Origin of the sequence: Catalinimonas alkaloidigena (genome assembly GCF_900100765.1) — a bacterium.
GTDB classification, from domain to species: domain Bacteria; phylum Bacteroidota; class Bacteroidia; order Cytophagales; family Flexibacteraceae; genus Mooreia; species Mooreia alkaloidigena.
In genome coordinates, this window is sequence record NZ_FNFO01000002.1 from 1 (window position 1) to 25378 (window position 25378).

General features: G+C 53.6%; 23 protein-coding genes. 8 read left to right on the forward strand and 15 right to left on the reverse strand.

All coding sequences use genetic code 11. The annotated features are described in order from the left end of the window. Positions 1-453: 453 nt before the first annotated feature. Entirely contained in the window at positions 454-870 is a 417-nt protein-coding gene (locus BLR44_RS03405; protein ID WP_089680691.1) for an OsmC family protein, read from the reverse strand. A 131-nt stretch (positions 871-1001) separates the two neighbouring features. Here BLR44_RS03405 and BLR44_RS03410 point away from each other — a divergent pair, with 131 nt between their 5' ends. The 3 genes from BLR44_RS03410 to BLR44_RS03420 all read left to right on the forward strand — a co-directional run bounded on the left by BLR44_RS03410 (position 1002) and on the right by BLR44_RS03420 (position 5748). After that, positions 1002-2141: a DegT/DnrJ/EryC1/StrS family aminotransferase gene (locus tag BLR44_RS03410; RefSeq protein WP_245705961.1), complete on the forward strand. Its 1140-nt coding sequence runs from the start codon at positions 1002-1004 to the stop codon at positions 2139-2141. Then, positions 2134-3150, forward strand: coding sequence for a Gfo/Idh/MocA family protein (locus BLR44_RS03415; protein ID WP_089679174.1), 1017 nt, complete (start codon positions 2134-2136; stop codon positions 3148-3150). The genes BLR44_RS03410 and BLR44_RS03415 overlap by 8 nt, the downstream gene beginning before the upstream one ends. A 159-nt stretch (positions 3151-3309) precedes the next feature. Then, entirely contained in the window at positions 3310-5748 is a 2439-nt protein-coding gene (locus tag BLR44_RS03420; protein WP_089679178.1) for a hypothetical protein, read from the forward strand. On the opposite strand, the gene BLR44_RS03425 is transcribed toward BLR44_RS03420, so the two are convergent. The 10 genes from BLR44_RS03425 to BLR44_RS03470 form a co-directional block, all read right to left on the reverse strand. After that, on the reverse strand, positions 5734-6501 hold the full coding sequence (locus BLR44_RS03425) for a glycosyltransferase family 2 protein (protein WP_089679181.1): 768 nt from the start codon (positions 6499-6501) through the stop codon (positions 5734-5736). The two genes, BLR44_RS03420 and BLR44_RS03425, sit on opposite strands and share 15 nt — an antisense overlap. A gap of 3 nt (positions 6502-6504) precedes the next feature. Further along, on the reverse strand, positions 6505-7764 hold the full coding sequence (locus BLR44_RS03430) for a glycosyltransferase family 4 protein (protein ID WP_089679184.1): 1260 nt from the start codon (positions 7762-7764) through the stop codon (positions 6505-6507). Further along, the gene (locus BLR44_RS03435) at positions 7761-8579 is read right to left on the reverse strand and encodes an FkbM family methyltransferase (protein WP_245705962.1); all 819 of its coding nucleotides are present in this window, start codon (positions 8577-8579) and stop codon (positions 7761-7763) included. The genes BLR44_RS03430 and BLR44_RS03435 overlap by 4 nt, the downstream gene beginning before the upstream one ends. A 48-nt stretch (positions 8580-8627) precedes the next feature. Beyond that, positions 8628-9347, reverse strand: a complete 720-nt coding sequence (locus BLR44_RS03440; protein WP_089679187.1) for an acylneuraminate cytidylyltransferase family protein — start codon at positions 9345-9347, stop codon at positions 8628-8630. Between the two features lies 1 nt (position 9348). Continuing rightward, positions 9349-10395: a nucleotidyltransferase family protein gene (locus tag BLR44_RS03445; protein WP_089679190.1), complete on the reverse strand. Its 1047-nt coding sequence runs from the start codon at positions 10393-10395 to the stop codon at positions 9349-9351. Beyond that, positions 10392-11027, reverse strand: coding sequence for an acetyltransferase (locus BLR44_RS03450; RefSeq protein WP_176955884.1), 636 nt, complete (start codon positions 11025-11027; stop codon positions 10392-10394). The genes BLR44_RS03445 and BLR44_RS03450 overlap by 4 nt, the downstream gene beginning before the upstream one ends. A gap of 5 nt (positions 11028-11032) precedes the next feature. Beyond that, positions 11033-12148 carry a UDP-N-acetylglucosamine 2-epimerase gene (gene neuC / locus BLR44_RS03455; RefSeq protein WP_218127003.1) on the reverse strand — a complete coding sequence of 372 codons (1116 nt, stop codon included), beginning with the start codon at positions 12146-12148 and terminating at the stop codon, positions 11033-11035. Further along, positions 12145-13176 (reverse strand): N-acetylneuraminate synthase, encoded by a 1032-nt coding sequence (gene neuB, locus BLR44_RS03460; protein ID WP_089679201.1) that lies wholly within the window; start codon positions 13174-13176, stop codon positions 12145-12147. The genes neuC and neuB overlap by 4 nt, the downstream gene beginning before the upstream one ends. 111 nt (positions 13177-13287) lie before the next feature. Then, positions 13288-14454 carry a LegC family aminotransferase gene (locus tag BLR44_RS03465; RefSeq protein ID WP_089679204.1) on the reverse strand — a complete coding sequence of 389 codons (1167 nt, stop codon included), beginning with the start codon at positions 14452-14454 and terminating at the stop codon, positions 13288-13290. A gap of 4 nt (positions 14455-14458) precedes the next feature. Continuing rightward, on the reverse strand, positions 14459-15457 hold the full coding sequence (locus tag BLR44_RS03470; protein ID WP_089679207.1) for an NAD-dependent 4,6-dehydratase LegB: 999 nt from the start codon (positions 15455-15457) through the stop codon (positions 14459-14461). Positions 15458-15547: 90 nt separating this feature from the next. On the opposite strand from BLR44_RS03470, the gene BLR44_RS03475 reads away from it, so the two are divergent. Further along, a complete protein-coding gene (locus BLR44_RS03475) occupies positions 15548-17044 on the forward strand; it encodes a lipopolysaccharide biosynthesis protein (protein WP_089679210.1) in 1497 nt (498 codons plus the stop codon). A 17-nt stretch (positions 17045-17061) separates the two neighbouring features. Beyond that, positions 17062-18012 carry a hypothetical protein gene (locus tag BLR44_RS03480; RefSeq protein WP_089679213.1) on the forward strand — a complete coding sequence of 317 codons (951 nt, stop codon included), beginning with the start codon at positions 17062-17064 and terminating at the stop codon, positions 18010-18012. A 7-nt stretch (positions 18013-18019) separates the two neighbouring features. Here the strand turns inward: BLR44_RS03480 and BLR44_RS03485 are convergent, their stop codons facing one another. Then, positions 18020-18487, reverse strand: a complete 468-nt coding sequence (locus BLR44_RS03485) for a nucleoside deaminase (protein ID WP_176955885.1) — start codon at positions 18485-18487, stop codon at positions 18020-18022. Positions 18488-18628: 141 nt separating this feature from the next. On the opposite strand from BLR44_RS03485, the gene BLR44_RS03490 reads away from it, so the two are divergent. Continuing rightward, positions 18629-19669 carry a hypothetical protein gene (locus BLR44_RS03490; protein ID WP_089679216.1) on the forward strand — a complete coding sequence of 347 codons (1041 nt, stop codon included), beginning with the start codon at positions 18629-18631 and terminating at the stop codon, positions 19667-19669. Here the strand turns inward: BLR44_RS03490 and BLR44_RS28830 are convergent. Further along, positions 19660-20457 (reverse strand): alpha/beta fold hydrolase, encoded by a 798-nt coding sequence (locus BLR44_RS28830; protein ID WP_176955886.1) that lies wholly within the window; start codon positions 20455-20457, stop codon positions 19660-19662. The genes BLR44_RS03490 and BLR44_RS28830 overlap by 10 nt on opposite strands. Before the next feature lie 102 nt (positions 20458-20559). On the opposite strand from BLR44_RS28830, the gene BLR44_RS28835 reads away from it, so the two are divergent. Beyond that, positions 20560-22476: an RNA-binding protein gene (locus BLR44_RS28835; protein ID WP_176955887.1), complete on the forward strand. Its 1917-nt coding sequence runs from the start codon at positions 20560-20562 to the stop codon at positions 22474-22476. Here the strand turns inward: BLR44_RS28835 and BLR44_RS03505 are convergent. Together BLR44_RS03505 and BLR44_RS03510 are read right to left on the reverse strand one after the other, a co-directional pair. Continuing rightward, positions 22451-23140 carry an ABC transporter ATP-binding protein gene (locus BLR44_RS03505; RefSeq protein ID WP_089680698.1) on the reverse strand — a complete coding sequence of 230 codons (690 nt, stop codon included), beginning with the start codon at positions 23138-23140 and terminating at the stop codon, positions 22451-22453. The two genes, BLR44_RS28835 and BLR44_RS03505, sit on opposite strands and share 26 nt — an antisense overlap. A gap of 54 nt (positions 23141-23194) precedes the next feature. Beyond that, positions 23195-23893 carry a hypothetical protein gene (locus tag BLR44_RS03510; protein WP_143017087.1) on the reverse strand — a complete coding sequence of 233 codons (699 nt, stop codon included), beginning with the start codon at positions 23891-23893 and terminating at the stop codon, positions 23195-23197. A gap of 263 nt (positions 23894-24156) precedes the next feature. Between BLR44_RS03510 and sucC the strand changes: the two genes are divergently transcribed. Next, complete coding sequence (sucC, locus tag BLR44_RS03515; RefSeq protein WP_089679228.1) at positions 24157-25347, forward strand: ADP-forming succinate--CoA ligase subunit beta; 1191 nt, start codon at positions 24157-24159, stop codon at positions 25345-25347. Positions 25348-25378 lie beyond the last annotated feature (31 nt).

The following is a 25378-nucleotide window of genomic DNA, read 5'->3' on the forward strand; positions in this document are numbered from 1 at the left end:
ATCAGGTGGCAGCGCATTTTCAACAGGCCCGCCTCAAAGACGGCGAACAGCCCCACCGGGCCAGCGCCTACAATGCAAATATCGGTCTCGATCATAAAACTTTTAAACTTGACTCCTTTTGTGTGTTGACTACTTAATGGATGTAAGGGGTGGTGGCGAAGTAGGTGGCGGGTAATAAAAAACGCCTTCCCAGTTGGTTCCGGAAAGGCGTTCGTTGTATTAAAACGTTTGTGAGATCTTCAGATGCTAACACATACCCTTTCCAAGAAACCCTGCGGCTTCCATACAACAGCAACAACACATCGCAGTAGCGAGGCTGGCGGTGGGCATGGATGAAAACGGGTGAATGGTCATTTTTAACAGTGACTAGCTCCTTGGAAATTGGAACGCGATTTTAGAAAAAATAAACGGATATCGCAAAGGATAGTTCCGGAAATTGGGAGAAATGTAAAATTATTCTTCGAACCGGATTTCGTACGACAAATCAGTGGCTTTTTTCAACATGGCGGCTACGCCGCAGTACTTGTCCCACGAGAGCTGTACGGCCCGTTCCAGCTTCGGATGATCCAGATCTTTGCCTTTGAACGTGTAAATCACGTTCACCTGATGATACACCTTCGGGTCTTCTTGCGTGAGGTCACCGCCCACATCAATCGTAAAACCTTCTACCTCCAGGCGCATCTTTTTGATCAGCATCCCAATGTCGATGCCGGTACAACCGGCCAGGCCGGTAAGCAGCAGCCGTTTGGGGCTGGTGCCGCGGTCTTCTCCCCCCACTTCGGGGCGGGCGTCCATCATAATGGTGTGGCCGGCTACTTGCGCTTCGAACGCAAGGTTTCCGAGCCATTGGGCCGATATTTCGTGGTCCATCTGCAAAAAACGTTGACGAATGAAGCGGCAAAGTACCAGCTTTTGCAGGGAAAGAAAAATTACATTTCCACGGCTTGGCTGTTCTTCAGAACTTTGGTGCGGGTATGCAGGCCTTCGGCTACTTTTACGCCATGCCTACACCCTCCCTCCAAATGGTCGACTTGCAGGGCCAGCACGCCCGGCTGCAGCCGGAGCTCGATGCGGCCCTGGCGCAGGTGATGGCCCATGGGCAGTTTATTCGCGGGCCGGAGGTAGAGGCGTTGGCACAGGAATTGGCCCATTATCTGGGGGTAGCGCACGTCATCCCCTGTGGTAACGGCACGGACGCGCTGCAACTGGCCCTGATGGCCCTGGACCTGCCGCGTGGGGGAGAGGTGATCATGCCTGCCTTCAACTACATCGCTACGGCCGAAGCCGCCGCTTTGCTGGGGCTGCGTCCCGTTTTCGTCGACATCGACCCGGCCACGTTTCAGTTGGACGTGGCGAAAGTAGCGGATGCTCTGACGGACAACACCGTGGCAATCATGCCGGTCCATTTGTTCGGGCAGTGTGTCGAGATGGGACCGCTACTCCAGTTAGCCCGCCAACGGGGGCTTTACGTGGTGGAAGATGCCGCACAGGCCATCGGCGCTACGTGTCGGCTGCCGGCGGGCAACGCCAAGCAGGCCGGCACCATGGGTCACCTGGGGACTACCTCGTTTTTCCCTTCCAAAAATTTAGGCTGTCTGGGCGACGGTGGCGCGGTGTTTACCGACGATCCACAACTGGCCGAGCGTGTGCGACTTCTGGCGAATCACGGGCAACCCCAAAAATACCAGCATACCCTGATCGGGCTCAACTCCCGCCTCGACACGTTGCAGGCAGCGGTATTGCGGGTCAAACTACGTCATCTGCCGGCATTCACCGAAGCTCGTCAGGTCGCTGCACAACGGTACGATGCTTTGCTGGGGGGCTTAAAACGCCTGACTTTGCCTGCGCCGTCGGCCCACAGCACCCATGTGTTTCACCAGTACACCGTGCGCGTTCCCATGCGTGCGCCGTTGCGCCAGTTTCTTCAGGAGCGGGGCATTCCTACCATGATCTATTATCCCATGCCGCTACATTTGCAGCCAGCCTTTGCGTATTTGGGCCACCGGCCGGGCGATTTTCCAGTCGCCGAACAGGCCTGTCTGGAGGTCCTCTCGCTCCCCATGCACACGGAGTTAACGCCGGCGCAACAGCATTACCTTGCCGATTGCCTTGATGCGGCTTTAAAAGAACAGTATGTCTGAACAGAACATCCGGTTTGCGGTGGTGGGGTGCGGCCACATTGGCAAACGCCACGCCGCCATGATCCAACAGCACCCGGAAGCCGAACTGGTAGGGGTGATCGACATTGATCCACAGCAGCAAGCGTATGTGGAATCCACCTTCCGCGTGCCCTTTTTCCCGTCACTGGAGGTGTTTCTGCACGATGGTCCTGCGGCCGAGGTCCTCAACATCTGCACCCCGAACTTCGAGCATGCACCGCAGGCCATTCAGGCGCTGGAGGCTGACTGTCACGTGGTGGTGGAAAAACCGATGGCCCTTTCCAAAGCCGACGGCGAAGCCATCATTTTCAAGGCATTGCAACGGTCGCGGGCCGTGTTTTGTGTGATGCAGAATCGCTACAGTCCGCCTTCGGTCTGGCTAAAGGAATTGGTCGACAGCGGTCGGTTGGGGAAAATCTATTTTGTTGAAGTCAACTGCTACTGGAACCGCGACGGGCGCTACTACAAACCAGGCGGTTGGAAAGGCGTCGCCCACAAGGACGGCGGTACGCTCTTTACGCAATTTAGCCACTTTATCGACACGATGTACTGGCTCTTCGGCGACATCAAAACGATTCAGGGGCGCTTTTACGATTTCAATCACCAGCAACTCACCGAGTTCGAAGACAGCGGCGTGGTCTCGTTCGATTTCGTCAAAGGAGGGGCCGGCACGTTGACGTACTCTACGGCCGTGTGGGACCGCAACCTGGAAAGTAGCCTGACCATTCTGGCCGAGCACGGCAGCGTGAAAGTGGGGGGGCAGTACATGAATCGCGTGGAGCACTGCCACATTCGGGACTACAAGATGCCCACTTTGCCCGAGGCGGGTCCGCCCAACGTCTACGAAGGGTACACCGGCAGTGCGGCCAATCACCACTACGTGATTCAAAACGTAGTCGACACGTTACGCAACCGTTCCTTTGCCTCCACCAATGCGCTGGAAGGCCTGAAAGTAATAGAGATGATCGAGCGGATCTACGCCCTGAAATGACCCGTGAAAATCTCCTGCAAAAGCCGCTTTGGGCGAACGGTTGTGCAAAGCGAAAGGAATAGGCAACTTTGCCCGGAAGAATATCCGCCGCAAGCCCTCGTTAGTACACTAGCTTTTAGGGCGTTACATCCTGAAAAATCATCGTAAATCGAACGATACATGTTTAAGAAAATGCTTCCCCATCTGATCGTCGTGGGGCTCTTCATCGTGATGGCTTTTGCCTACACCTATCCGGTTTTGGAGGGGAAGATGAATCTCGAAAACGACATCATCCAGCCCAAAGCCTGGATGAAAGAAGCGGAAGATTACTACAACGAAACGGGTAAACTGACTCTGTGGATTAATAACATGTTTTCGGGGATGCCTGCATACATGATCTTTATCCACTATCCCAACAGCTTTCCGGTTCAGTTGGGACGGTTTCTGTTCCAAATTTTTCCACCCTCTACGGGACTGATTTTCATGCTGCTTCTGGGGGGGTACCTTCTTGCAATTGCACTGCGGAGCGGTCCCTGGCTCGGGTTTCTGAGCGCCGTCATTTTTGCACTGGCTTCCTACAATATTATCAACATTGCCGCCGGTCACTATTCTCAGGTGCAGGCCATTGCTTATGCACCCCCCATTCTGGGGGGCGTGATTCTGGCTTTTCGAGGGCGGTATTTTCTGGGAAGCGCTATTGCTACACTATTTACAGCACTGGAGCTAAGCAGCAACCACGTTCAGATTACGTACTATCTTTTTCTGGCACTTATTGGCTATGCCATCTACGCGTTTGTCGAAGCTTATAAACAGCAGGCATTACGAGCCTACTTTGTGGCAGCAGGCATTCTGGTGGCCGGCGCGCTGGTAGCTGTGGGTACCCAGGCATCGCGACTGCTAACGGTTCAGCAGTATTCAAAAGTGACCAACCGTGGCCCTTCCGAGCTTACGTCAATCAGCGAAGATCAGAAGTCGGGAGGACTAGATAAAGAATACGCATTCCGGTGGAGTTATGGAAAGGCAGAGACGTTCACCTTACTGATTCCTAACTTCAAAGGCGGCGCTTCAGGAATGGCATTGTCGCCTTCCAGCCATACCTACGAAGCGTTGGTGCGTAACAACGTGCCGCGTCCGCAAGCCTCGCAATTTATTCAGCAATTGCCCATGTATTGGGGCGATCAGCCGTTTACGTCTGGTCCAGCGTATGCAGGGGCGGTGGTGTTGATGCTGTTTATCTTCGCGATGGTCGCCATGCGCAACAAAATTAAGTGGTGGATTTTAGGAATCACAATCTTCTACATTTTCATCGCCTGGGGAAGCAACCTGGAGTGGTTCGCGGACCTACTTTTCTACAATCTTCCTCTTTACAATAAGTTCAGGGCTCATACCATGATCCTTTCTTTGCTGCCTATTTTTATGGGCATCGGGGTAGTGGTCGGGTTGCAGGAGTTACTGAAAGGTGAGATTACTAAAGCCGATGCTCGGAAGGCCCTGCTCTACAGTGCGGGTAGTGTGGGTGGGTTAGCTCTGCTTTTTGGTCTGTTGGCAGGGAGTTTTTTCGATTACGTGAGTTTGGGCGATGCGCGTTTGCAGCAGCAGTTTCCGGACTGGATACTGACGGCCATCCGAGCCGATCGGCAGGCCATGCTCCAGCGTGATGCGTTTCGTTCGCTGCTGTTTATCGGACTGGGCAGTGTGCTGGTTTGGTTTTACCTGCAGCAAAAGTTAAAACCTATGTGGATGCTGGCCGGTTTCGCGGTGTTGATTACGCTGGACTTGTGGGCTGTCGACAAGCGTTTCTTCGACGCGGATTCTTATCAGGAAAAGCGCGATATCGCTAGCTATTTTCGGCCTAGTGCCGCTGATCAGAAAATTTTGCAAGACACCACTTATTACCGGGTGTTGAATACGACAGTAGATGTTTTCAACGATGCAAGCCCTTCTTATTTTCACCATAACATTGGGGGGTATCATCCTGCCAAACTGAGACGGTATCAGGACCTGATTGAGCGCCATATCAGTCAAAACAATCGTCAGGTATTGAATATGCTCAACACGAAATACTTCATCGTAGGTGGTGAAAACGGCCAGCCGACGGTGCGTCAGAATCCGGAAGCCTATGGGAATGCTTGGTTTGTAAGTAATTACTTTTTTGTGGCGAATGCTGATCAGGAGATTGCAGCGTTGGACTCAATTAATCCTGAAAGAACAGCCGTAATCGATGAGCATTTCCGAGCGCAAGTCGGCGATTTACAGATTGTGAACGCAGCGTCTGCAAGCATTGAACTGGTGTCGCATCGCCCGGATCAACTGGTGTACAAGGCCAATACGGACACACCTCAACTAGCGGTCTTTTCAGAGATCTATTATAATGATTTCGGCGACTGGCAAGTTTCGATTGACGGTGTGCCCGCAGATCACTTTCGGGCTGACTATGTGCTTCGGGCGATGGTCATTCCGGCAGGGCAACACACCATCACTTTTACCTTCGTGCCACAGACGTATTTGGCCGCTCAGAAGATCGACCTCATTGCTTCGATTATTCTGGTAGTAGGTCTACTGGTTGTGGGTTACCTAGAATTTCTGCATAGCCGAAAGCGAGCATTACAAGCGGTTTGACCGTGAGCCACCTAATCGGAAAAGTGCTGCTCTGCCCACGATCCGAGCGTGGTTCCATAAAGTGAGTCCTAGGCCGAAGTGCCGCCGCAGTACTGCAAACCGATCCAAAAGCGATTTTGCATGATTTTTTTGGGAGAAGCCACCGAGCAGAAAGCGTGTAAGTATCCCTTGGGCTAAGGCAGTATGCCGGGAAGCTTTAAGGCACTTGATCATCCAATCCACATCAGCGCTATAGAAATGGCGCTGATGCTCGTATAAAGGGGCCATTGAGCGCCTGACGATGAACGACTGGTGACTAACCGCCAGGCCTCGTTGCAGGGTTCGCCAAGTCAGCTGTGCGGGAAGCAGATGAGGGGTAAGCTGGCTACGAAGCCCTAATGCCTGCCCGGCTTCGTCAACCAGCATGGTTTCTCCGTACGCAATGTCAGCACCGGTTTCTAGTGCCTGAAGCACGCGGGCTGCGGCGGTGTGGTCATACAGCTCATCACCTGCGTTTACGAACCACACAAAATCGCCAGAGGCGTGTTGTATCCCCTTGTTCATGGCGTCATAAAGACCCTGGTCTGGTTCACTAGAAATGTAATCAATGGACTCTCGGTAACCTTCGATGATAGCAAGGGTCCGGTCTTGGGATCGACCGTCGATGATGAGGTGCTCAATTGCATCGCGCCGCGTTTGCCTGTTGATACTCTGGAGCGTTCGTTCTAGGTAACGTTCTGCGTTATAAGTAACCGTGATGATCGACAGTCTCATGCACTAGCGGTTCAGTAAGGTGTGGTACAAATCAAGGTGCAGTCGGGCTACGCGCTCCGGGTGATACGTGTCAATGACCCATTGTCGGGCGGCGGCGCGGATTTGGTGTGGATCTTCGTGTTGTAAGTACCACTGAATGCCGTTTAAGATGCCCTGGGCAGATTGTGGGGGCGCTAAAAAACCGGTCTGTTGGTGGCGAATCATTTCCGGAACCCCACCTGTCTGAAAAGAGATGACGGGCGTTCCGCAGGCCATTGCTTCACTGATAACGTTCGGCAAATTGTCTTCCAACGTAGGAAATATCATAAGATCGGCCGCGCTGTACACCTGAGTCAGTGTGGTAGAGTCTTGAATCACACCTAGCTGATGCACGCGTACGGGCAGTTCCCGAAGGCTATCTTCAGGAGCGGGTTTGCCGAACAGGACTAACTCGGGAAGGGGAAACCCTTGTGCCGCCATTTGTCGCAACGCATCCTGTAAAAAGGCAAAGCCTTTGCGAGGATCGGTCACATTAAATGCTCCAAACAACAGGAGCGTTCTCTCCAGGGGCAAGCCCAACTGTTGCCGGGCTTTTCGCATGGGTACAGGCTTGAACTTTTCCGCATCAAGCGGATTCGGGATGGTCCTGATATCACACTGTCCTAGCAAAGAACTTTGCCGGGCCTGATCGGCAAGCCATTGACTCGGCGATACCAGCGTCGGAAATTGATGTGCAAACGTGCGGCTTTTAGCCTGCCACAAGCGTTGCGAGAGATCATGGGAAGAAGGCCGCTTCAGAAGGGGACACTTCCCACAGTGTTGAACAAAGCCCCGGCATTCGCCCGGGTAATGGCATCCTCCTGTAAAAGCCCACATATCGTGGCAAGTCCAGACCACACGCTTTCCGGAGGCCAGCAAGCGGGCGAGGGAACGTAACGATACAAAACCGAAGTTGATCCAGTGCAAATGCACGATATCGGCCTCCGCAACGCTGGGGTGGCGTAACAAGTCTACGCCAAAACGAGCTGGAGAGAATGCAAACCGCACGGAACTGTCGCGCTCGTAGGGAAGAAAATAAAGTCGTTCGGCCACGAAGCGGGCAAATGCTGTTTTCTTGCGTAGGGCAGTACTGGCCCAGGCGTATTGCCCCGGGTTGTGGCAGTTTCCTTCCTGAATCAGCAACTTAACGTCTAGATTGGACTGCCGTAAGGCTTGGAATGTGCGCTCACAGGCTATGGCGGCGCCCCCTTTTTGTTCATACGTACTGACGAGAACAACTTTCATGACTCCGTTCGGTACGCGAAGATGTTAAGTTGTAAATCCATAACAGAACCGTTCCGGAACTGATGGTTCAGGAAGGGCGTCGTGCGGTCTTGTACATGGCGGATGAAATAACGAAACCCGGCTTCGGTCATCACCGCCAAGAGCTCGGACAAATTCTGAGGTTGCCCCAAGTAAGCATGGTACTCAACGAACATATGTTGCACTCCTCCAAGTTGCTGGCGGCAATCGCACAATACTTCAGTCTCAGCACCTTCAATATCCATTTTGAGCATATCGATGTGATCGTAGGCTTCGAGCGTATCCCGCAAGCGCTGAGACGGTACCTCAATTCGGTTCCCTGTACCGTGCACCGAAGCTGCATCGGCCCCCTCCTGGCTGATGTGGATTCCCTGGTTATGAACCCAGACGGCTTTATGCTGCACTTGCACGTCGGTGATGTGGTTCAACGTGAGGTTTTGTACTAAAACAGAGGCAATGGTGGGATCGGCCTCAAAAGCAGTTATCTGGGCTTGTGGATAAAGCTGTTTGAAATACAGACAGCTCATGCCGATGTTAGCACCGCAGTCTACAATAACAGGCCGGGCTACAGAAGTGCGAAAGCGATAGGATTGGTCGGCAAAGATTTCTTTGAACTGCCATACAAACGAAAGGCTGTCGGGTACAACGGCCTGATAATTCAGAAAACGAACTAACTTGGTCTGGTAACGTGGGGCATCGCCATAGCGTGCAAGTAAGCGTAAGAACTCGCGGCTTTCGGCCGTGCGCAGCAAGTGATACTGTTCCCGAAAGAGCTGTTCCAGCAAGAGTTTCATCATCAAAAAATAGAGCAGGGCTGAATGGAAGATACGAGATGGAGGAGGCGTTTAACGCTGCTCCATAAAAGGCAGTTGCTTGGACGATAGCAAGAAATCCAGAAACACTAAATCGAGCGGCTCGTCCACATCAAAACATAAATGAGGCATTACGTACACCAGCGTCCGCTCTGTGATGACCGATGGATAAGAGTCTGCCAAAAAATTACGACGATAAAAGTAGAAAGAACCGTTAATGTCGTAAACCGGTGGTGCGGACTGGCGCGAGAAATAAAGCGCCTCTTTTACTAATCCGATGTATTCTCCGTTTTTCGGCTCAACCATATTGAAGTAAGGGTTGCGTCGGGCCGGGCTTACAGAAAAAAGATTGAGCGCATCCGGAGTGCTTTCCAAGTGGGCTAGTGCCTGCTCCAGGTCGTCCTGAGTGCGCAATGGCGACGAAACGTCCAGATCAAGCACCAGATCGAACGGAGTGCTGCTGGTGGCTTCCTCATGTTGCCACAAATGACGAATTACGCCCACTTTACCCGCCTGATCGGTGGCTAGAGCACTCGGCCGTACATACGAAGTGGTGAGCCCCCATGCCGCGGCAACAGCCTTGATTTCATCGTCGTCGGTCGAAAGTGCTAGCGTTCCGGAATGCCGGCTTAAAAAGCGTTGACCCGCCTCGATTGAGTAGGCTATCAAAGGTTTTCCGTTGATTGTACTAATGTTTTTTTTCGGAACGCCTTTCGAGCCACCGCGGGCGCAAATGGTTACCAGAATATTCATGCTAGAGCTTAATATGGCTGATGTCTTGCTGCGCTTTTTGGTAATCTTCAGGCTTCCCGATATCGAGCCAGTAATTGAGTATAGGGTAATGGATAACCGGTCGTTTTTGCTGAATCAGGGTTTCGATCAAGCTCGTCGCCTGATAAGGAATGTGCGTAGGAACCAGATCAAGCACCTGACGTTTCAGCAAGTAAATGCCGGCGTTTGCATGATAGGTATACACCGGTTTTTCTTTTAGAGCGGTCAGTTGATTTCCCTGGGTTTCCATAATGGCATAGGGGACATTGATGCGGTACGGCACACTGGCTACGGCCAGATCCGATTCGGTTTGCAGAAAAGCTCGGTAAAAATCTTCGAAATCGATGTTGGTGAGCAGGTCAGAATTCATCACCAGAAGGTGCTCACTTTCATAAGCACCTCCCAGCTTTACCGAACCAAACGTTCCCAGGGGCTCGGGCTCATGGATGTAACTGATTTTTGTGCCGGACGGATGTTCGTGCCCAAAATAATCCTTGATCTGCTGGCCCAAATAATTTACACTGATGTGGATGCGGTCAATACCGTACTGCACAAGACGGTCAATGTTATGAGCCAAAATGGGCTTTGTACCTACAGGAAGTAATGGCTTCGGGGTGTGATCGGTCAGAGGGCGTAAACGGCTCCCTCGGCCACCGGCCATGATAATGGCTTCGCAAGGCAGCAGCGAGCGTAATTCATGGGCGTCGATGATGCGGCTGATACGCCCTTCTTCATCCAGAAATGGAACAGAAAAGATGCGTTTGCGACGGATCTGGTCAAACTCTTCGAGCTGGAATTGGTGACGGCGCAAGGCATGAAACTCCCTATTCATGACTTCAGCAACAGATGCTTGTACCTGACGCCCTGCCAGAAGACTACGGCGCACGTCCCCATCGGTCAACGTGCCCACAAGGCGTTGCTCTGCATCGAGCACAAAGAGGGTTTTGCCGTCGGGTACACGGTTGAGTTTTTCCAGTGCATCGCGTACTGACTGATGCGTGTAAATAATTCTTGGTTGTAAGTCGTTCATGTGCTTAGGGCTGTTGCCGGCGTCCCAACAACCACCGCTCCTTCGGGAACGTGGCGTGTAACGGTTGCGCCAGCGCCTACAATGGCGTAACGGCCTATGGTCAGCCCCGGTAGTATCGTGGCCCCGGCACCCACAACCGCGCATTCGCCGACAGAAACATTTCCGGTTAAGATAGCGCCCGGGGCAATGTGGGCAAAATTACCGATTTTGCATTCATGCTCGATAATGCAGCAGGTGTTGCAGATTACGCCTCGTCCTAGGCTACAGGCTGGGTTCAGCACCGCACCGGCGCCAATCAGGGTACCCGGGCCAATCTCTAGATGGGGGGCTACAATGGCGTTAGGGTGATGGGCGATGGCTGCCTTACCTAGGTGTTCTTCCAAGTGCTCGGTAATTTTCTTGCGGAGTCGATTGTCGCCTATGGCCACGAAATAGTCATACTGTTTCAAAAGCAGAAGAGTCGCTTCATCGGTTTCTTGCCCCAGATAGGCTAGTGCGTAGGGGTTTTTCTCTTTTTTTCCGCGCTCACAGTACGCTGCAACTTGTCGTTGTGCTTGTTGAAACGTATTGATAACTACGTAAGCGTGACCGGAGTAGCCTACCAATGCAATTGATTTCTGGGCGCGTTCCACAGTACCTAGTGAATATGGAGAGGAAGGCTTTTGAGAATTGAACACATACGTTCAGCAACGTTGGGCTGATAATAAACATTGGGCCCTGTGTAGCGAGGCGAACGGCGTATGTCATCCAACGCCTTAAGAATCGCTTCTTTTTCCAGAGGTACGTGCCGTACATTATCACTACACGCACGGCCCTGTTGCCGATTGCCCAAGTTTACAACATACTTTTCAAACGAAGCTGCTTCGATAATGCCGCTTGATGTGTTTCCTACCAGGCATAAGCAGTGTTGCATGCACGAGAAGTACCCTTGTGTACCTAGGTTTTCGACGGTGTAGACACGCGGATGGTGCTTTGCGAAAGCAATGAACTGCTGGCGCATCCATTGTCCAAGGGTATCGTGGTTAGGCATGGTGATCAGCACCTGCTCAGGAACTTCCTGAAGTGCCTCTAACAGAGCGCGAACATAGGATCGATTCTGGTCAACGGCGACGGTTTCAGGGTGAAAAGTAACCAGCAGTGTGGGCGTCCGAAGGTCTACCCCAAATTTTGTCTGAAATTCTTCAGGCGAGAGTAATCGCAGGTACTGAAGGTTATCTAAACTCAGAGAGCCCACATTGAACACTGAAGCCATGGGGCCTGCCATGCGCTTGACCTGTTCGGCGTATACCTCCGTTGCGGTAAAGTGATAATCGGCAAACATGGTCAACGCATGACGCATTTTATTGTCGATTGCGCCCAGGGTAGTTTCTCCCCCATAGAGGTGTGCAACGGGGATGTTGAAAGGCAATGCAGCACTGACTGCCGCGAACATCTCATAGCGGTCGCCAAGGCAGATAATCAGGTCGGTCGAGCTGGCTTCTAGTGCCCAGATGGTGCTGAACTTTGCCGTTGTTACCCCCATTGCCGTGGCAAGCGCTTCGGGGCTGTCGCCTAGCGACATCGATTCCGGGCGGTAGGCAACGTGAAAGCCATCGGCTTCAATCTCGCCGATCGTGTACCCATAGGCCTGCGAGAGATGAGTGCCAAAGGCAATGATATTGACGTGAATCTCGGGATCTTGAACCAATGCACGCAGCAGCGGTCGGTAGATTCCATATTCTGCACGCGTGCTGGTAAGTAAGGCTACTTTCATACCAGATCCTCCCATTGGAGTTGATGATCGGCTTCCACAGCGTGTCGTAACGCTCGTCCCACTACGTGAGAGACTTCCATTGGTGAGAGGCCGGTGCCAGGCCGTTTCATGATCAAGTCTTCGGCCTGCAGAATGTGCCGGGCTGACAAGGGGGCCGCGACATGGATGCTTTTACGAACAATGTCGCGGTTCCCGATTTCAGAAGGGGACGGGCGTTTGATCCCATCCCCCAAAGCAACTGCAACCTGATGAATTGAGTGCACCATGGCTTGCAGCTCGGCAGGTTCCAGAGAGGCTGCCTGATCGGGCCCCGGAAGCGTCCGATCCAAGGTAAAGTGTTTCTCGATGCAAACGGCCCCTAACGCTACAGCTGCAATCGGGATCTCGATGCCCAGAGTATGATCAGAATACCCCACGGGTACAGCGAACTCACGGGCGATGTGGTGCATGGCCCGCAGGTTGACGTCCTCTGGAGGAGTAGGGTACTGCGTGTTGCAATGCAGCACGATCACCTGCTGACGAGGCGTGCCTGCTGAAAATAGAATTTCCAGCGCCGCACCAATTTCATCAATTTTGGCCATGCCGGTTGAAAGGATAACGGGCTTATGCAAGGAACCAATCTTTGCCAAGTAAGGCGCATTGGTAATCTCGCCCGAAGGAACTTTAAAAAATTCCACGCCTAGTTGGGAAAGGAGCTCGATACTCTCCAGATCGAAAGGCGACGACATAAAGCCAATGTTGCGGAACCGGCAATGAGCCATCAGGTCATGATGCATGGCTTCATCAAGCTCCAGTTGCTTCAGCATAGCGTATTGCGACTCGTACTTGGGTGCATTCACCTTCTGGTACTCAGCGCGTGGTGCTGTCTGACTTACCAATTTCTCGGTACGGAAAGTCTGAAACTTGACGAAGTCTGCCCCAGCGGCTGCCGCAGCATCGATGAGCTGACGTGCCAGGGCCAGATCGCCGTTGTGGTTAACACCAGCCTCTGCAATAATGAGAGGACGTGTAAGGGTGGCAAAGTTCATCGTAGTTACTAGGTCGGAGGTAGCGATTTGTGAAAAGAGAAAAGTATCGGACTGTTGTTCAAAGATACGAGCCAGTCTGTACTTCTACGAACGGGATGTAGGTAGTATCGCCTAACGATCGGGCACGCTGCTTGGTAAATTCACCAAACGGGCTTCGAGCCATTCTGCATTTGGCAGGGGCTGGACGATAGCATCCGGAAAAAGGGGAAGACGATGAATAAGTCGCCACGCCGGTCTGGTCATAACGCCCTGGTCGTTTGTGTACTGCAGGAAGAGGTCACGCTCGGCCAAGTCGTCCAGTAGAACAGCATTTAACCAGTAGTTAGAACAACTGCCCTCCGGCTCGGTTACGAAAGTCGGGCGATCGGGTGCAGCAAAAAAGTCGGAATACTGCACGGCAAGGGCGCGTTTGGCAGTGACAAAATCGTCAAGTTCTTCCATTTGCGCGCAAGCCAAGGCCGCGTTTAAGTTGGGTAAACGGTAGTTGTAGCCGATGGCATCGTGCACGTATTCCCACGGGTGGGGCACTTTTGCCTGTGTCGTGAGGTGTTTAGCCCGTTGGGCAAGCGCTTCGTCGTGGGTTAGAATCATGCCGCCACCGCCGCAGGTAATGATTTTGTTCCCATTAAAGCTAAGTGTCCCCAAAGGACCGAAGGTGCCTAGGTGAGTATCGTTTTTACGACTGCCCATCGCTTCGGCTGCATCTTCGACCAGTGCAATCCGGTGCGCTGTGCAGAGTTGGGCAATCGTCTCAATACGAGCGGCATGACCGAACGTATGCATAGGGACGCAGGCTACGACTCTTTTGCCGGTAGACTGATGTATGCAGTGTCCCGCGTCGTCAAGCTGGCAATGCGCTTGCAGAAAGTCTTGCAATGCTTCCGGGCTTAACCCGAGTGTATCCTGATCTACATCAAGGAACACTGGCGTAGCACCCGTATAAGCAATTGCATTGGCTGTCGCGACGAAAGTCAAGGGCTGGGTGATGACCAGATCGCCCGGTCGTACATTGGCGAGCAGCAGAGCCAGGTGCAATGCCGCCGTACCGTTGACCGTAGCGATGGCGTATGGCGCACCCGTATACGCACAAACGCGCTTCTCGAAGTCGTTAACGTACTGACCCACTGAAGAGACAAAGGTCGATTCTAAACAATCGAGTACATAACGCGCCTCGTTGCCTTTAAAGCGCGGTGCGTGCAGAGGAATAAAATCCTGTGTCTGGTAAATATCCCGAACAAACGCTACTGTCTGTTTGAAGGAAGAGGGGACCGCGAGCATAACTCTATACGTTGTAAATGTCGGCCTTATAGCGACTCAGGTTGTGCTGTTCGCGAAACCAATCAATGGTTTTGCTGAGGCCTTCTGCCAGTGTATGACGAGGGCGCCAGCCCGTAAGCTGGGTTGTCAGAGTTGCATCGCCAAGGAGCCGTTCTACTTCGCTCGCCGCTGGCCGTAAGCGGCTGCGGTCTTCCTGAATGAAAGCTTGTGGGTTGATCAGGTCAATGAGGGTCTGGGCCAGCTCCCCAATACTCACTTCGCGCTGTGTGGCTAAATTTAGCTGTTTACCAAGCGCACCTTCGGCACACGCCAGGGCCGTAAAGCCCGCAACGGTATCTTTCACAAACAAAAGATCACGTGTTGGCGTCAGTGCTCCTAATTTGATCTCTTCTTTGCCCTGAAGCAGTTGGGTAATGATGGTTGGAATGACAGCACGTGCAGATTGACGCGGTCCAAACGTGTTGAATGGGCGGACAATGGTGACCGGTACATTAAAACTTCGATAGAACGATTCGGCTAATGCATCAGCGCCAATCTTGCTGGCGGCGTAGGGCGATTGCCCTTGGCGAGGATGTTTCTCGTCGATCGGAATGTATTGTGCTGTGCCGTATACTTCCGAAGTAGAGGTGATCAGGACGCGTGCAACGGAGTGTCGCCGTGCCGCCTGCAAAATATTCAGGGTGCCCTTTACATTAGTATCCAAGTAACTTTCAGGGGCCTGATAGCTATACGGAATGGCAATAAGCGCTGCCAGGTGGAAGATAACCTCACACCCCTGCGCAGCTTCCTGTATGCAGGCACCATCTCGTACATCTCCTGGAAAGATTTCAACTTCGGCCAACTGGGGAGGAGCAAGCGTCTCGAGCCATCCCCACGAGTTGAACGAATTATAATACGTTAAGGCTCTGACGTGGGCTCCCTCTTCCAGAAGCTGCTCTACCAGATGGCTGCCAATAAATCCATCCGCTCCGGTTACCAATACCTTTTTTCCTTTTAATTGCATGTGCGCTATTGTGTGTCCTGAACCTTAGCTCTTTACCCTGACTTTGGTTTCGGAGCCACGCAAAGTTAATATTGCAGAGAAATCGGCAAAATGGGGATTATCATTCGGCAAGGCGCACGCTCTACGCTCATTCAGTATGTAGGAGTATTGATCGGGGCCTTTAACCTGCTCTGGCTGTTTCCAAAATTTATGTCCCCTGCCGAAATAGGGCTGATGCGTCTGTTGCAGGATATCGCTTTTTCGTTTGCCTCGTTTGCACAGCTAGGAGGCTCTAATATTGTCGATAAATTCTACCCTGTTTTCCGAGACGATTCCTCGCATCATAATGGCTTTTTTTTCTGGGCAGTCGTGTATCCTGTGCCCGGTTTCCTACTTTTCAGCTTGGTATTTCTGATCTTTCGACCTTTCTGGTTATCGATCTATGCCGAAAATACCCCTGCCATCAACGAGTACTATCTGCTCATTGCCCCGCTGACCTTTCTTTACATCTATCAGTTTATTTTGGAAGCTTACTGTCGGACGCAGCTCAAAATTGTAATCCCGGCCGTATGGCGCGAAGTGGTGTTGCGCGTGCTGACGGCGGGCCTGGTACTGCTCTATTTTGTCGGATGGCTTTCGTTCGCGGGAGTCATGAAAGGCGTAGTGGCGGTGGTCGCCATACACATCTTCCTGTTGCTGATGTACTTGTACCGGCTGAATGTGCTTCGGTTTGCACCGAATTTAAACTTTATCACCCCGCAGTTATTGCGGCAGATCGGCACCTTTGGTAGCTACATCCTTATTGGGGGCATAGGAGGAGTAATTGTAACCAAAATCGATAGCTTGATGATTGCCGAAGCCATTGATGCCGATTCGGTAGCGATCTATTCGATTGCGTTTTACATAGGTACCATCATTGAAATGCCCCGCCGCGCAATCAGTCAAATCAGTACCCCAATTCTTTCACGGGCCTGGGCCGAAAACGATCTCGCTCTGATTGAAGAGTTGTATAAAAAATCGGCCTTGAATCAAACGATCGTAGGCGTCCTTTTTTTTCTGGGCATTTGGTGTAATGTGGATGCTATTTTTAACCTCATTCCTAATGCAGAGATTTACCGCGCAGGTAAGTACGTCATCCTTTTTGTAGGGCTGGGCAAACTGGTGGACATGATTTCGGGCGTCAACTCTGAGATCATTCTTCAATCACAGTACTATCGCTTCAACTTGCTGTCCATTGTGGTGCTTGCTGTCGTGACCATCATCACCAACTTAATCTTCATCCCTCGTTATGGCATTACAGGCGCGGCTTTCGCTACTGCGCTTTCGGTGACGCTCTACAACTTGGCGAAATATGGCTTCCTCTACCTGAAATTTCGACTACAGCCGCTCGACTGGCGGATCGCCCTGATATGCACGCTGGGCCTTGTTATTTATGGGCTGGTTGAATTGATACCCGCGCCCCAGGCCGAGCTTTGGAGCTCCATACAAAATATTTTGGTGCGTTCAGGGATCATTGTGGTGCTTTTTGGAGGAACGGTATACGGACTCGGACTTTCTGAAGACCTCAATCGATTGTTAAACAAATACACAGGGTTCCGCAGATCCTAACTTCCTCAAACTTACCTATGGAGCGTCTGTATCAGAGTGCAGAAAGATGGCTGCAAACGCTGATCTCGATCTTGAAAATCTTGGTCCAGTCCTCGTGGCGCTTTCGTCGCCTTCCCCTGGCGAATGCGGACAAGTGTTTTCTGGTGATGAACGGACCATCACTAAATAAAATTCTGAACGACGCACCCAGTCGCGATTTTTTGAAGCGGCAGACTCTATGGTGCGCAAATCATTTTGCCGCTTCTGCCCTGTATGGGGAATTTCGTCCCGCACACTACATTTTCATGGACCCTTTGTTTTGGGAATATAGTGAAGAGGATTTTTTTCGGCTAGAGGAGCTTGGGGTAGAGGCCAGCCACCCGGAAGTTAAAAAAGCCTTTCAGCGTTGTGGAGAAACGTTGCGTGCGATCCGAGAGCAGACAGATTGGCCTTTGGTGCTGTACGTGCCTTACCGTGCGAAAAACGCACCTTACTTTCAACGAATTGCTGGCACCAATCCGAATGTGTCGGTAGCGTACTACAACACAACGAAGCTAGAGGGCATAGAGGTCGTCTGCCGTAGCCTTTTTCGGCAAGGTCTGGGATCACCTAGCTTGGCCAACGTGCTGGCGGCAGCCATTTTTAACGGAATCAACGCTGGTTTTCGCACGCTTTATCTATTAGGTGCCGACCACAACTGGGTACAAAATGTGCACGTAGGAGACGATAACTTGCTTTATCTGCGGGACGAGCACTATTATGACGACCGCGCTAAACAAACCGCTCGTCCAGTTGCTGCAGTTGTTGGGGGAAAAATAGTCTATACGGGCATGCTTAGTATTTTTGAATCGCATTACCGTCTGTTTCGTACCTATCAGCGGCTACAGGCATATGCAGAGTGGCAAGGATGTAAAATCTACAACCTAAGTGACCCCTCGCTGATTGACACATTCCCCCGGCAGAGCTTTCGTGAAGTGATGAACGCGTAACGAAAAATCAGTACTCCTTTCGATCTTCCTTGGCGGTCCAGGCCCGGAAAACCTCCAGGGCTTTTTCCTGGTCCAGTTGCGTGAACGAAATGAGGCGCTCGCTGGGTGCCAGTTCGATTTCTTCATAGATCAAGGCATCGTCGAAGCCGTGCCGGGCAGCGTCCTGGCGGGTGCCGGCATAATAGACGCGGTCGAGGCGTGCCCAGTAGATGGCCCCCAGACACATGGGGCAAGGCTCGCAGGACGTGTAAAGTTCGCAGCCGTTCAACTGAAAGCTGCCGAGGTGGTGGCATGCTTCCCGGATGGCGACCATTTCGGCGTGGGCCGTGGGGTCGTTCTGCGAGGTAACCTGGTTGCAGCCTTTGCCAATAATTTTTCCTTCTTTGACCACCACGGCCCCGAAAGGTCCGCCCTGGTCGTGTTGCATGCCTTCGGCGGCTAGCCGAATGGCCTCTTCCATAAACGTTGGATTCATACGCAGGTGAATTGGTAGCACAAAGGTAGGCGACCTGGGCCGAACGGAAATCGCTTGGCACAACGTCTAGATGCCATTTTTGTATCTTCCTGGGCACCTCGTGCGGCACTCTGCCGTTGGAGTAAGAAAGCGTAATGTACCATGCCTGTCATTTCCAAGAAAAAACCGAGTTACAAAATTCAGCCGCCGTTGCACCATTACCTGCACCGCTACGGGCGGGCGGTAAACTTGCCGGTGACGTACGACGACCTGCGGCACTATGCGCACGCTTTTCCGCTGATGGACCGGAAGGGGCAGGATACACTGTGGGAAACGGTGACCTACGATCCGCAAGTGATGCGGGAAACGTACGATAACCTGAAGATGACCTATTCGCTGTTGAAGACGGATGGGGATACGGAGATGCTGGAACACCTCTACATCGAGCGTGTGGATTACTGCACGTTCGGGAACTCCAATCCGTTTCGGGTGCGCATCGTGAACCAGTTCAACGACAACTACGATCACTTTTATGTGAAGCGGGCCGATGCTTCGCGGATCTACGGCCTGGAACTGGAGCACATTCTGTCGCCGAACCGGATCAATTACCTGGTGAAGGGCGATACGCTGATCGAAGAACACATTGCGGGTGTGCCCGGCGACGACTTTATCAAAGATTATCTGAAACGACCTGCGCTGAACCAGGTACGCTTGGCCAAAGAGTTTGTGAAGTTCAACGAGCGCTGTTTTGTACGCCTTCTGGGCGATATGCGTTCGTACAACTACGTCGTTGACATCACGCCCGATTTCGAGGAGGAACAGTACCGGGTGCGGCCCATCGATTTCGACCAGCAGTCGTACGACGGGCGGCGCAGCATGTACCTGCCGCAGTATTTCAAAGACAATAATCCGATTGTGGAACTGTGCCTGGCCCGGCTGAACATGAAGACCATCCGGCAATACCAGTACGAAGAACGGACGCTGATCTTCCGGCGCTTAAAAGCGGCTCGCTACCGTCTGAAGGAATTGATCGACGCAATGCGGAAAGACCGCATTTCGACACCGGAACACCTGGCGCAACTGCGGCGCGAACTGAACCGTCATTACGGGACCGATCAGTTCGACAAATGCCGGAACATGGGCGACCTGGTGCGGCTGCATCTCAAAGTCAGCCTGAAAAAAATCCATCCCAATCAATTCTGAGGCCAGTGGCCCGCTACCACCGCCAACAAGCGTTCGTGAGGCACGTCCAGTAGGGTGACTTTGCCCCGAGTCATTGGACCGACCCAGGCGATGAGTTTCCGTTCGGCCGCGATCGGATCGTTTTTCCCCAAAAAAAGTTGTACAGACACTGCGTGTCGTTCGAAAAGCTGCGAGAGAGAAACTGGCGAGAAGCGTAATGCTGAGAAGACGGGCCACGCGCAGGCCATTCGTGCTCGATGCGCCGGTTGGCGCAAGGAGCGGAGGGCCAGGCGCGCCGCTGCCGGGGCAAGTACGCCGGTTTGCTCCAGGCGCGTAATCCAGCTGAGCCACACGTCACTATGCGACAGACTCCAGCGAAACAGGCGGGGCCAGGCCATTGCCAGGCGGTACCAGGGGCTGAGAAAGGGGCTGTCGGGCGCGACAAGCGTCAGGGAGGTGAGTTGCTGCGGAAACGCGGTTGCGGTAGCCAGGGCCAGGCGACTGCCCAGGCTGAAGCCCGCTGCCGAAAACATATCGATCTTCTCCTGCTGACAAAAGCGCTGCATCAGGGTTGTCCAGGTAGCGAAATTCAGGGGCATGGTGCCGTGCGGCCATGCACTGTCACCGTGGCAAAATAGATCGAAAGCATAGACCCGGAACGTATGTTCCCAGGCCGGCTGCAAGGCAGCGAAGTGCGCGCCCGTTTGTCCGAAACCGTGAAACGCCAGCATCGGGTGCGTTCCCGTTCCCCAGACCCGGTAGGCCAGGCAAATGTGGTCGTGTTCGAGAGTACGCAGGGTAGGGGTCACGGCGGTATGCAGAGAGTAGTGCAGACGCCGCTCCTTCGGCGGTGGGTTCTGCGCGTGTGTTGTAGCTTTCCGCCTCGAAGATAAGACATTGGCAATCGTACTGTGATCGACTGGCTGACGCATGTGGGTAGTTTTCTCCTCACGTTTGGGGTAAGCGGTATGGCGGGCGTGGCCGTGATGCACCGCTTGTTGCCGACCCAGGTGCGGCTGTTCAGTCGTCTGTTTACCGGACAGATGGTTGGCCTGATGCTGCTGACTCTGCCGTACGCCCTCGTCCAGACACGTGGCATTACCGTGATGCTCTTGCTGATGCCGTTGTTGGTGCTTGCCCTCCGCCAGGGACGATGGCGCAGGGGGAGAGAGGTGACTGCACTGCCGTGGGGCAAGGTGATGCTGTACCTGCTGGGGACCGCGAGCGTCTTTTTCCTGTGGCAGAGCTTGTTTCTGTTCGACTTTGCACGGGGGATCTACCGGTTGCTGGATGCCGACAACACCGTGTACGACAACCTGGTGTACGGACTCAATGCCACCGGGCAGGAGAATTATCACGGACTGGCCAACCGACTGGAGCCCGCGCTTCAGGGGACCAGCTTTTACCATTGGTTTGAAGTCTGGATGGCCGCAGGCATAGTCAGGCTGTGGGACGTGCCTGCGTCGCTGGCAACCAATCTGTTCGTGTTGAGTGGTATACAAGCCGTAGCCTTTACGGGCCTGCTGGCGATGGGGCAGGTACTGACGCCCCTGAAAGGCCCGGCGTTGGGCCTGATTGCTTTCGGCTTGCTCTGGCTCAGCGGCGCTTTCTTTTCCTTTTATGCCTACCATCCCTTTCTGGATACGATGCGTCACGTCACGGACCTGAACCCCATGTGGTCCATTGGCTTGAAAGTCGGCCCCCATTACCTGTTCGCGCTGTTGGCGTGGCTGGCGTGGCACCACCGGCAACCGCGCCTGACGGTCCTCGCGTTGCTGGGGGGGGCGATTGTTTCTGCACTCATGCTGCCGGCGCTTCTGGGTGGGCTGGTGCTTGTGTGGTGGCAGGCGGGGCGTCCGCGCTGGCTGTTGGCCGATCTGCTCCTGACGATAGGGGGGCTGGCAATCTTCTATGGTCTGACTGCCACTTCCGTTCCTGCCGTTGCTGCGGTGCACGAACTGGGCGGACCGGCGGGGCTTTCGTTTGCTGCACTGGCAGTTCGCCGTCTGAAAGATGCGGTGCTGTTCCTGGGATGGCTCCCGTTCCGCATGGTGCTGGGCTATGCCTTGTGGCTCGTGGTCCTGTGGAAGGGGATACTTCACAACACCCGCCGCGAAGCCGCCAGCGGGCAATGGTTACTTGCCGTCAGTCTGGCCGGCGGCATCGCGGCATTCCTCTGGGCCGACAACCCGAGTGCAGGCCAGCTTCTGTTGCATCCCGTCTGTGTCTTTTTGAATCTGAACTTAAGTGGTGTCGTGTGGCAGCAACTGGCATCTGCTCCGCGTCCGGCGATCGCCCGGCTGCAGCGAGTGGGCATCAGCGTGTTGCTGCTCTACGGGGGGTGCCGCGCGGCCGAACGGCAGCAGGAGATTTTTCAGGCGGGCGATACGTACGGAGCCGCTTATCGCCAGTGGGTAGAACAACTACCGGCCGAAGAAGCCGCTCATCCCGTAGGGGTGTACCTGCCAGGACGTCAGGAGCTTGACGATCGGATGTTTCAGAACGCGGGTTTGGTAGCTACTAGTCGGGTGATTACTTACGCGCCCGTGATCGAAGGGCTGATTCCGGTGATGCCCCGGCCGGGTGCAGGGTCCGAGCGCTACGCATCGATGTTTGCGCGCACACACCAGAGTAATCTTTTCGCGCGATTTTGCGCCGGGCGCGCTACGTCCGATTGTCTGATCGAGTTTCTGCGCCATTACCGGATCAATGTTGTCATCATAGGGGAGGGCGGGGAAGGAGGGCAGGTGCTGACGCCTTACATCCAGGACGAAAAGCGGGATGCCCGGTCGGGCGAGCGCTTCATACGCCTGAACCCGTGGCCCTGACGTTATGCGTGGTGGAGGCCATCAGGCCGTCCTGCATTTCGAGCGTGCGGTCGCTCATTTCGGCCAACTCTTTGTTGTGCGTCACAATCACAAACGTCTGGCCCAACTCGTCGCGTAACCGAAAAAAGAGGCGGTGCAGCTCCTCGGCGTTACGCGAGTCGAGGTTGCCGCTGGGTTCATCGGCGAAGATGATGGACGGTGCGTTGATCAGGGCACGGGCCACGGCAGTGCGTTGCTGCTCGCCGCCCGACATCTCCGAAGGTTTGTGGTTGACGCGGTGCGACAGGTTCAGGATCGAAAGCAACTCTTGTGCGCGTTTGGTCACCTGTGCCGGATTGCGCTTGCCCAGATAGCCGGGAATGCAGACGTTTTCCAACGCGGTAAATTCGGGCAACAGGTTATGAAACTGGAAAATAAAGCCGATGTGCTCGTTCCGGAACCGGGCCAGCGCGCGTTCGCGCAATTGCGTGACATTCTGATTCTTCAGCATCACCTCCCCACTGTCCGGCGTATCGAGCGTTCCCAGGATGTGCAGAAGCGTGCTTTTCCCCGCTCCCGAAGCCCCCACGATGGCGACGATTTCTTTTTCCTGAATGTGGAGGTCAATTCCTTTCAATACTTGTAATTGACCGTACTTTTTGGTGAGTTGCCGAGCCTGAAGCATCATACTACAAAGATAGGAATCTGGGAGTTGCCGTTGCGTATTCGCCCGAGGTTCTTACTCGCGCCGCAGGCGGTAGAGGGCAAACACCTGCAAGGCGGGTGCCAGTTTCGGGCCGCTATCGACTTTGCCGAACGAGGGCAGGTTGTACTTCAGGCTTCCGAAACCGGGAATGTTGTGGACGGCCAGCGGATCGTTCGGTTGGGAAAAGCGGGGCAGGTACCGCAGGGAAGGGACAATGCTGACCAGGAAATGCGTCGTCACGGCAAACTCGGTGCCGGCCAGCAACTCCACCCACATGGCCCGATGCGTGCGAAACGCCAGGTCGAAGTCGACCGAACGTCCCCGGTCCTGAAACGACGCAAACGCCAGCCGGGTGCCCAGAAAGGAGTGGGCCGTCCAGCCCAGCACTACGGCGCTCTCGTGCCAGTCGAGGCCTGCTTTCACCACGCCGCCCCGTGCTTCGTAATCGAGAAACGGATTGTCGGTCTTCCCCCAGAGCGGTTCGGAACCGATGCGCAGCGAATCTTTTCGAAGTGCATAATACCCGCCTTCCAGGGCCAGGTGCCACCGTGGAGACAAGGCCCGTTGCACGCCCATGTGCCAGCGTTGATCGGTGGTGCTCAGCGAATAGGGCAGCTTGCCTACGTCGAGCATAAAACGGTATTCAGGGACTTGCGCCGCTACGGGGTGGTAAAACAACCCCATCGAGAGCAACAGCAAGGCGAAGTAAGATCGGAGGCGTTTTGGAGGCATAATCGCCGAAAAGCTAGCGTTTATGAAAAGAACTGGAGCCGCAAAGGCGAATTTTATAACACCAAATATACTTTTATTGCAGGTTATGTCCTAAAAAATCTTTAAAAATGTTTAGGAACTTACAGCGAAAGGTTCGGGGGAAAGGAAGTATACTTTGTGCTCGGGACCTTCTTTGTGAGAAAAACGGACGGTACGCCGGGAGGCTGGCACGATTGTGCGAAATGGCTTACCTTCGTGCAGTCCATTAAAATCAAGCTCCATACATGAATATTCACGAGTATCAGGCGAAAGACATCCTGAAAAAATACGGTGTACGCATCCAGGAGGGTATTGTCGCCGACACCCCGGAAAAGGCTGTGGAAGCGGCCCATCAACTGCAAGAGCAAACCGGAACCGAATGGTTTGTGGTGAAAGCGCAGATCCACGCCGGTGGGCGCGGGAAAGGTGGCGGGGTGAAGCTGGCCAAGAGTTTTGACGAAGTGAAGGAAAAAGCCGGTGCCATTCTGGGCATGCAACTGGTGACCCCACAAACCGGTCCTGAAGGAAAACTGGTGCGTAAAGTCCTGATTTCGCAGGATGTCTACTATCCTGGTGCATCGGAACCGAAAGAATACTACCTCAGCATTACGCTGGATCGGAACACCAGCCAGGACGTGATCATTGCCAGCACCGAAGGGGGGATGGACATTGAAGAAGTCGCGGCCAAAACGCCCGATAAAATTGTGAAGGAGTGGATTGATCCGGCCGTCGGATTGCAGGGATTCCAGGCGCGCAAAGTTGCGTTTGCCTTCGGCCTGTCGGGCAATGCCTTCAAAGAGATGGTCAAATTCGTTACGGCACTTTACACGGCCTATCGCGAAACGGACGCATCGCTGTTCGAAATCAACCCGGTGCTGAAAACCTCGGACGATAAAATTCTGGCGGTCGATGCCAAAATGAACCTGGACGATAACGCCCTGTACCGCCACAAAGATTTTGCGGAATTGCGCGACATTACCGAAGAAGATCCGCTGGAAGTGGAAGCGGGCGAGTCAGGCCTGAACTACGTGAAGCTGGACGGTAACGTGGGATGTATGGTGAACGGTGCCGGTCTGGCCATGGCCACGATGGACGTAATCAAACTGTCGGGCGGAGAGCCTGCCAACTTCCTCGACGTTGGGGGTGGAGCTAACGCGAAAACGGTGGAAGCCGGCTTCCGCATCATTCTGAAAGACCCGAATGTAAAAGCCATTCTGATCAACATTTTCGGTGGCATTGTGCGCTGCGACCGCGTGGCCAACGGTGTGGTGGAAGCTTACAAGCAGATCGGCGACATTCCCGTACCGATCATTGTACGCCTGCAGGGCACTAACGCCGAAGAGGGCGCGAAGATTATTGAAGAGTCGGGTCTGAAGGTGAAATCGGCGATTTTGCTGAAGGATGCGGCCCAGAAAGTAAAAGAAGTACTGGCGTAACTAAATTTTTGAGCCTGAGGGTGAGCTTGTT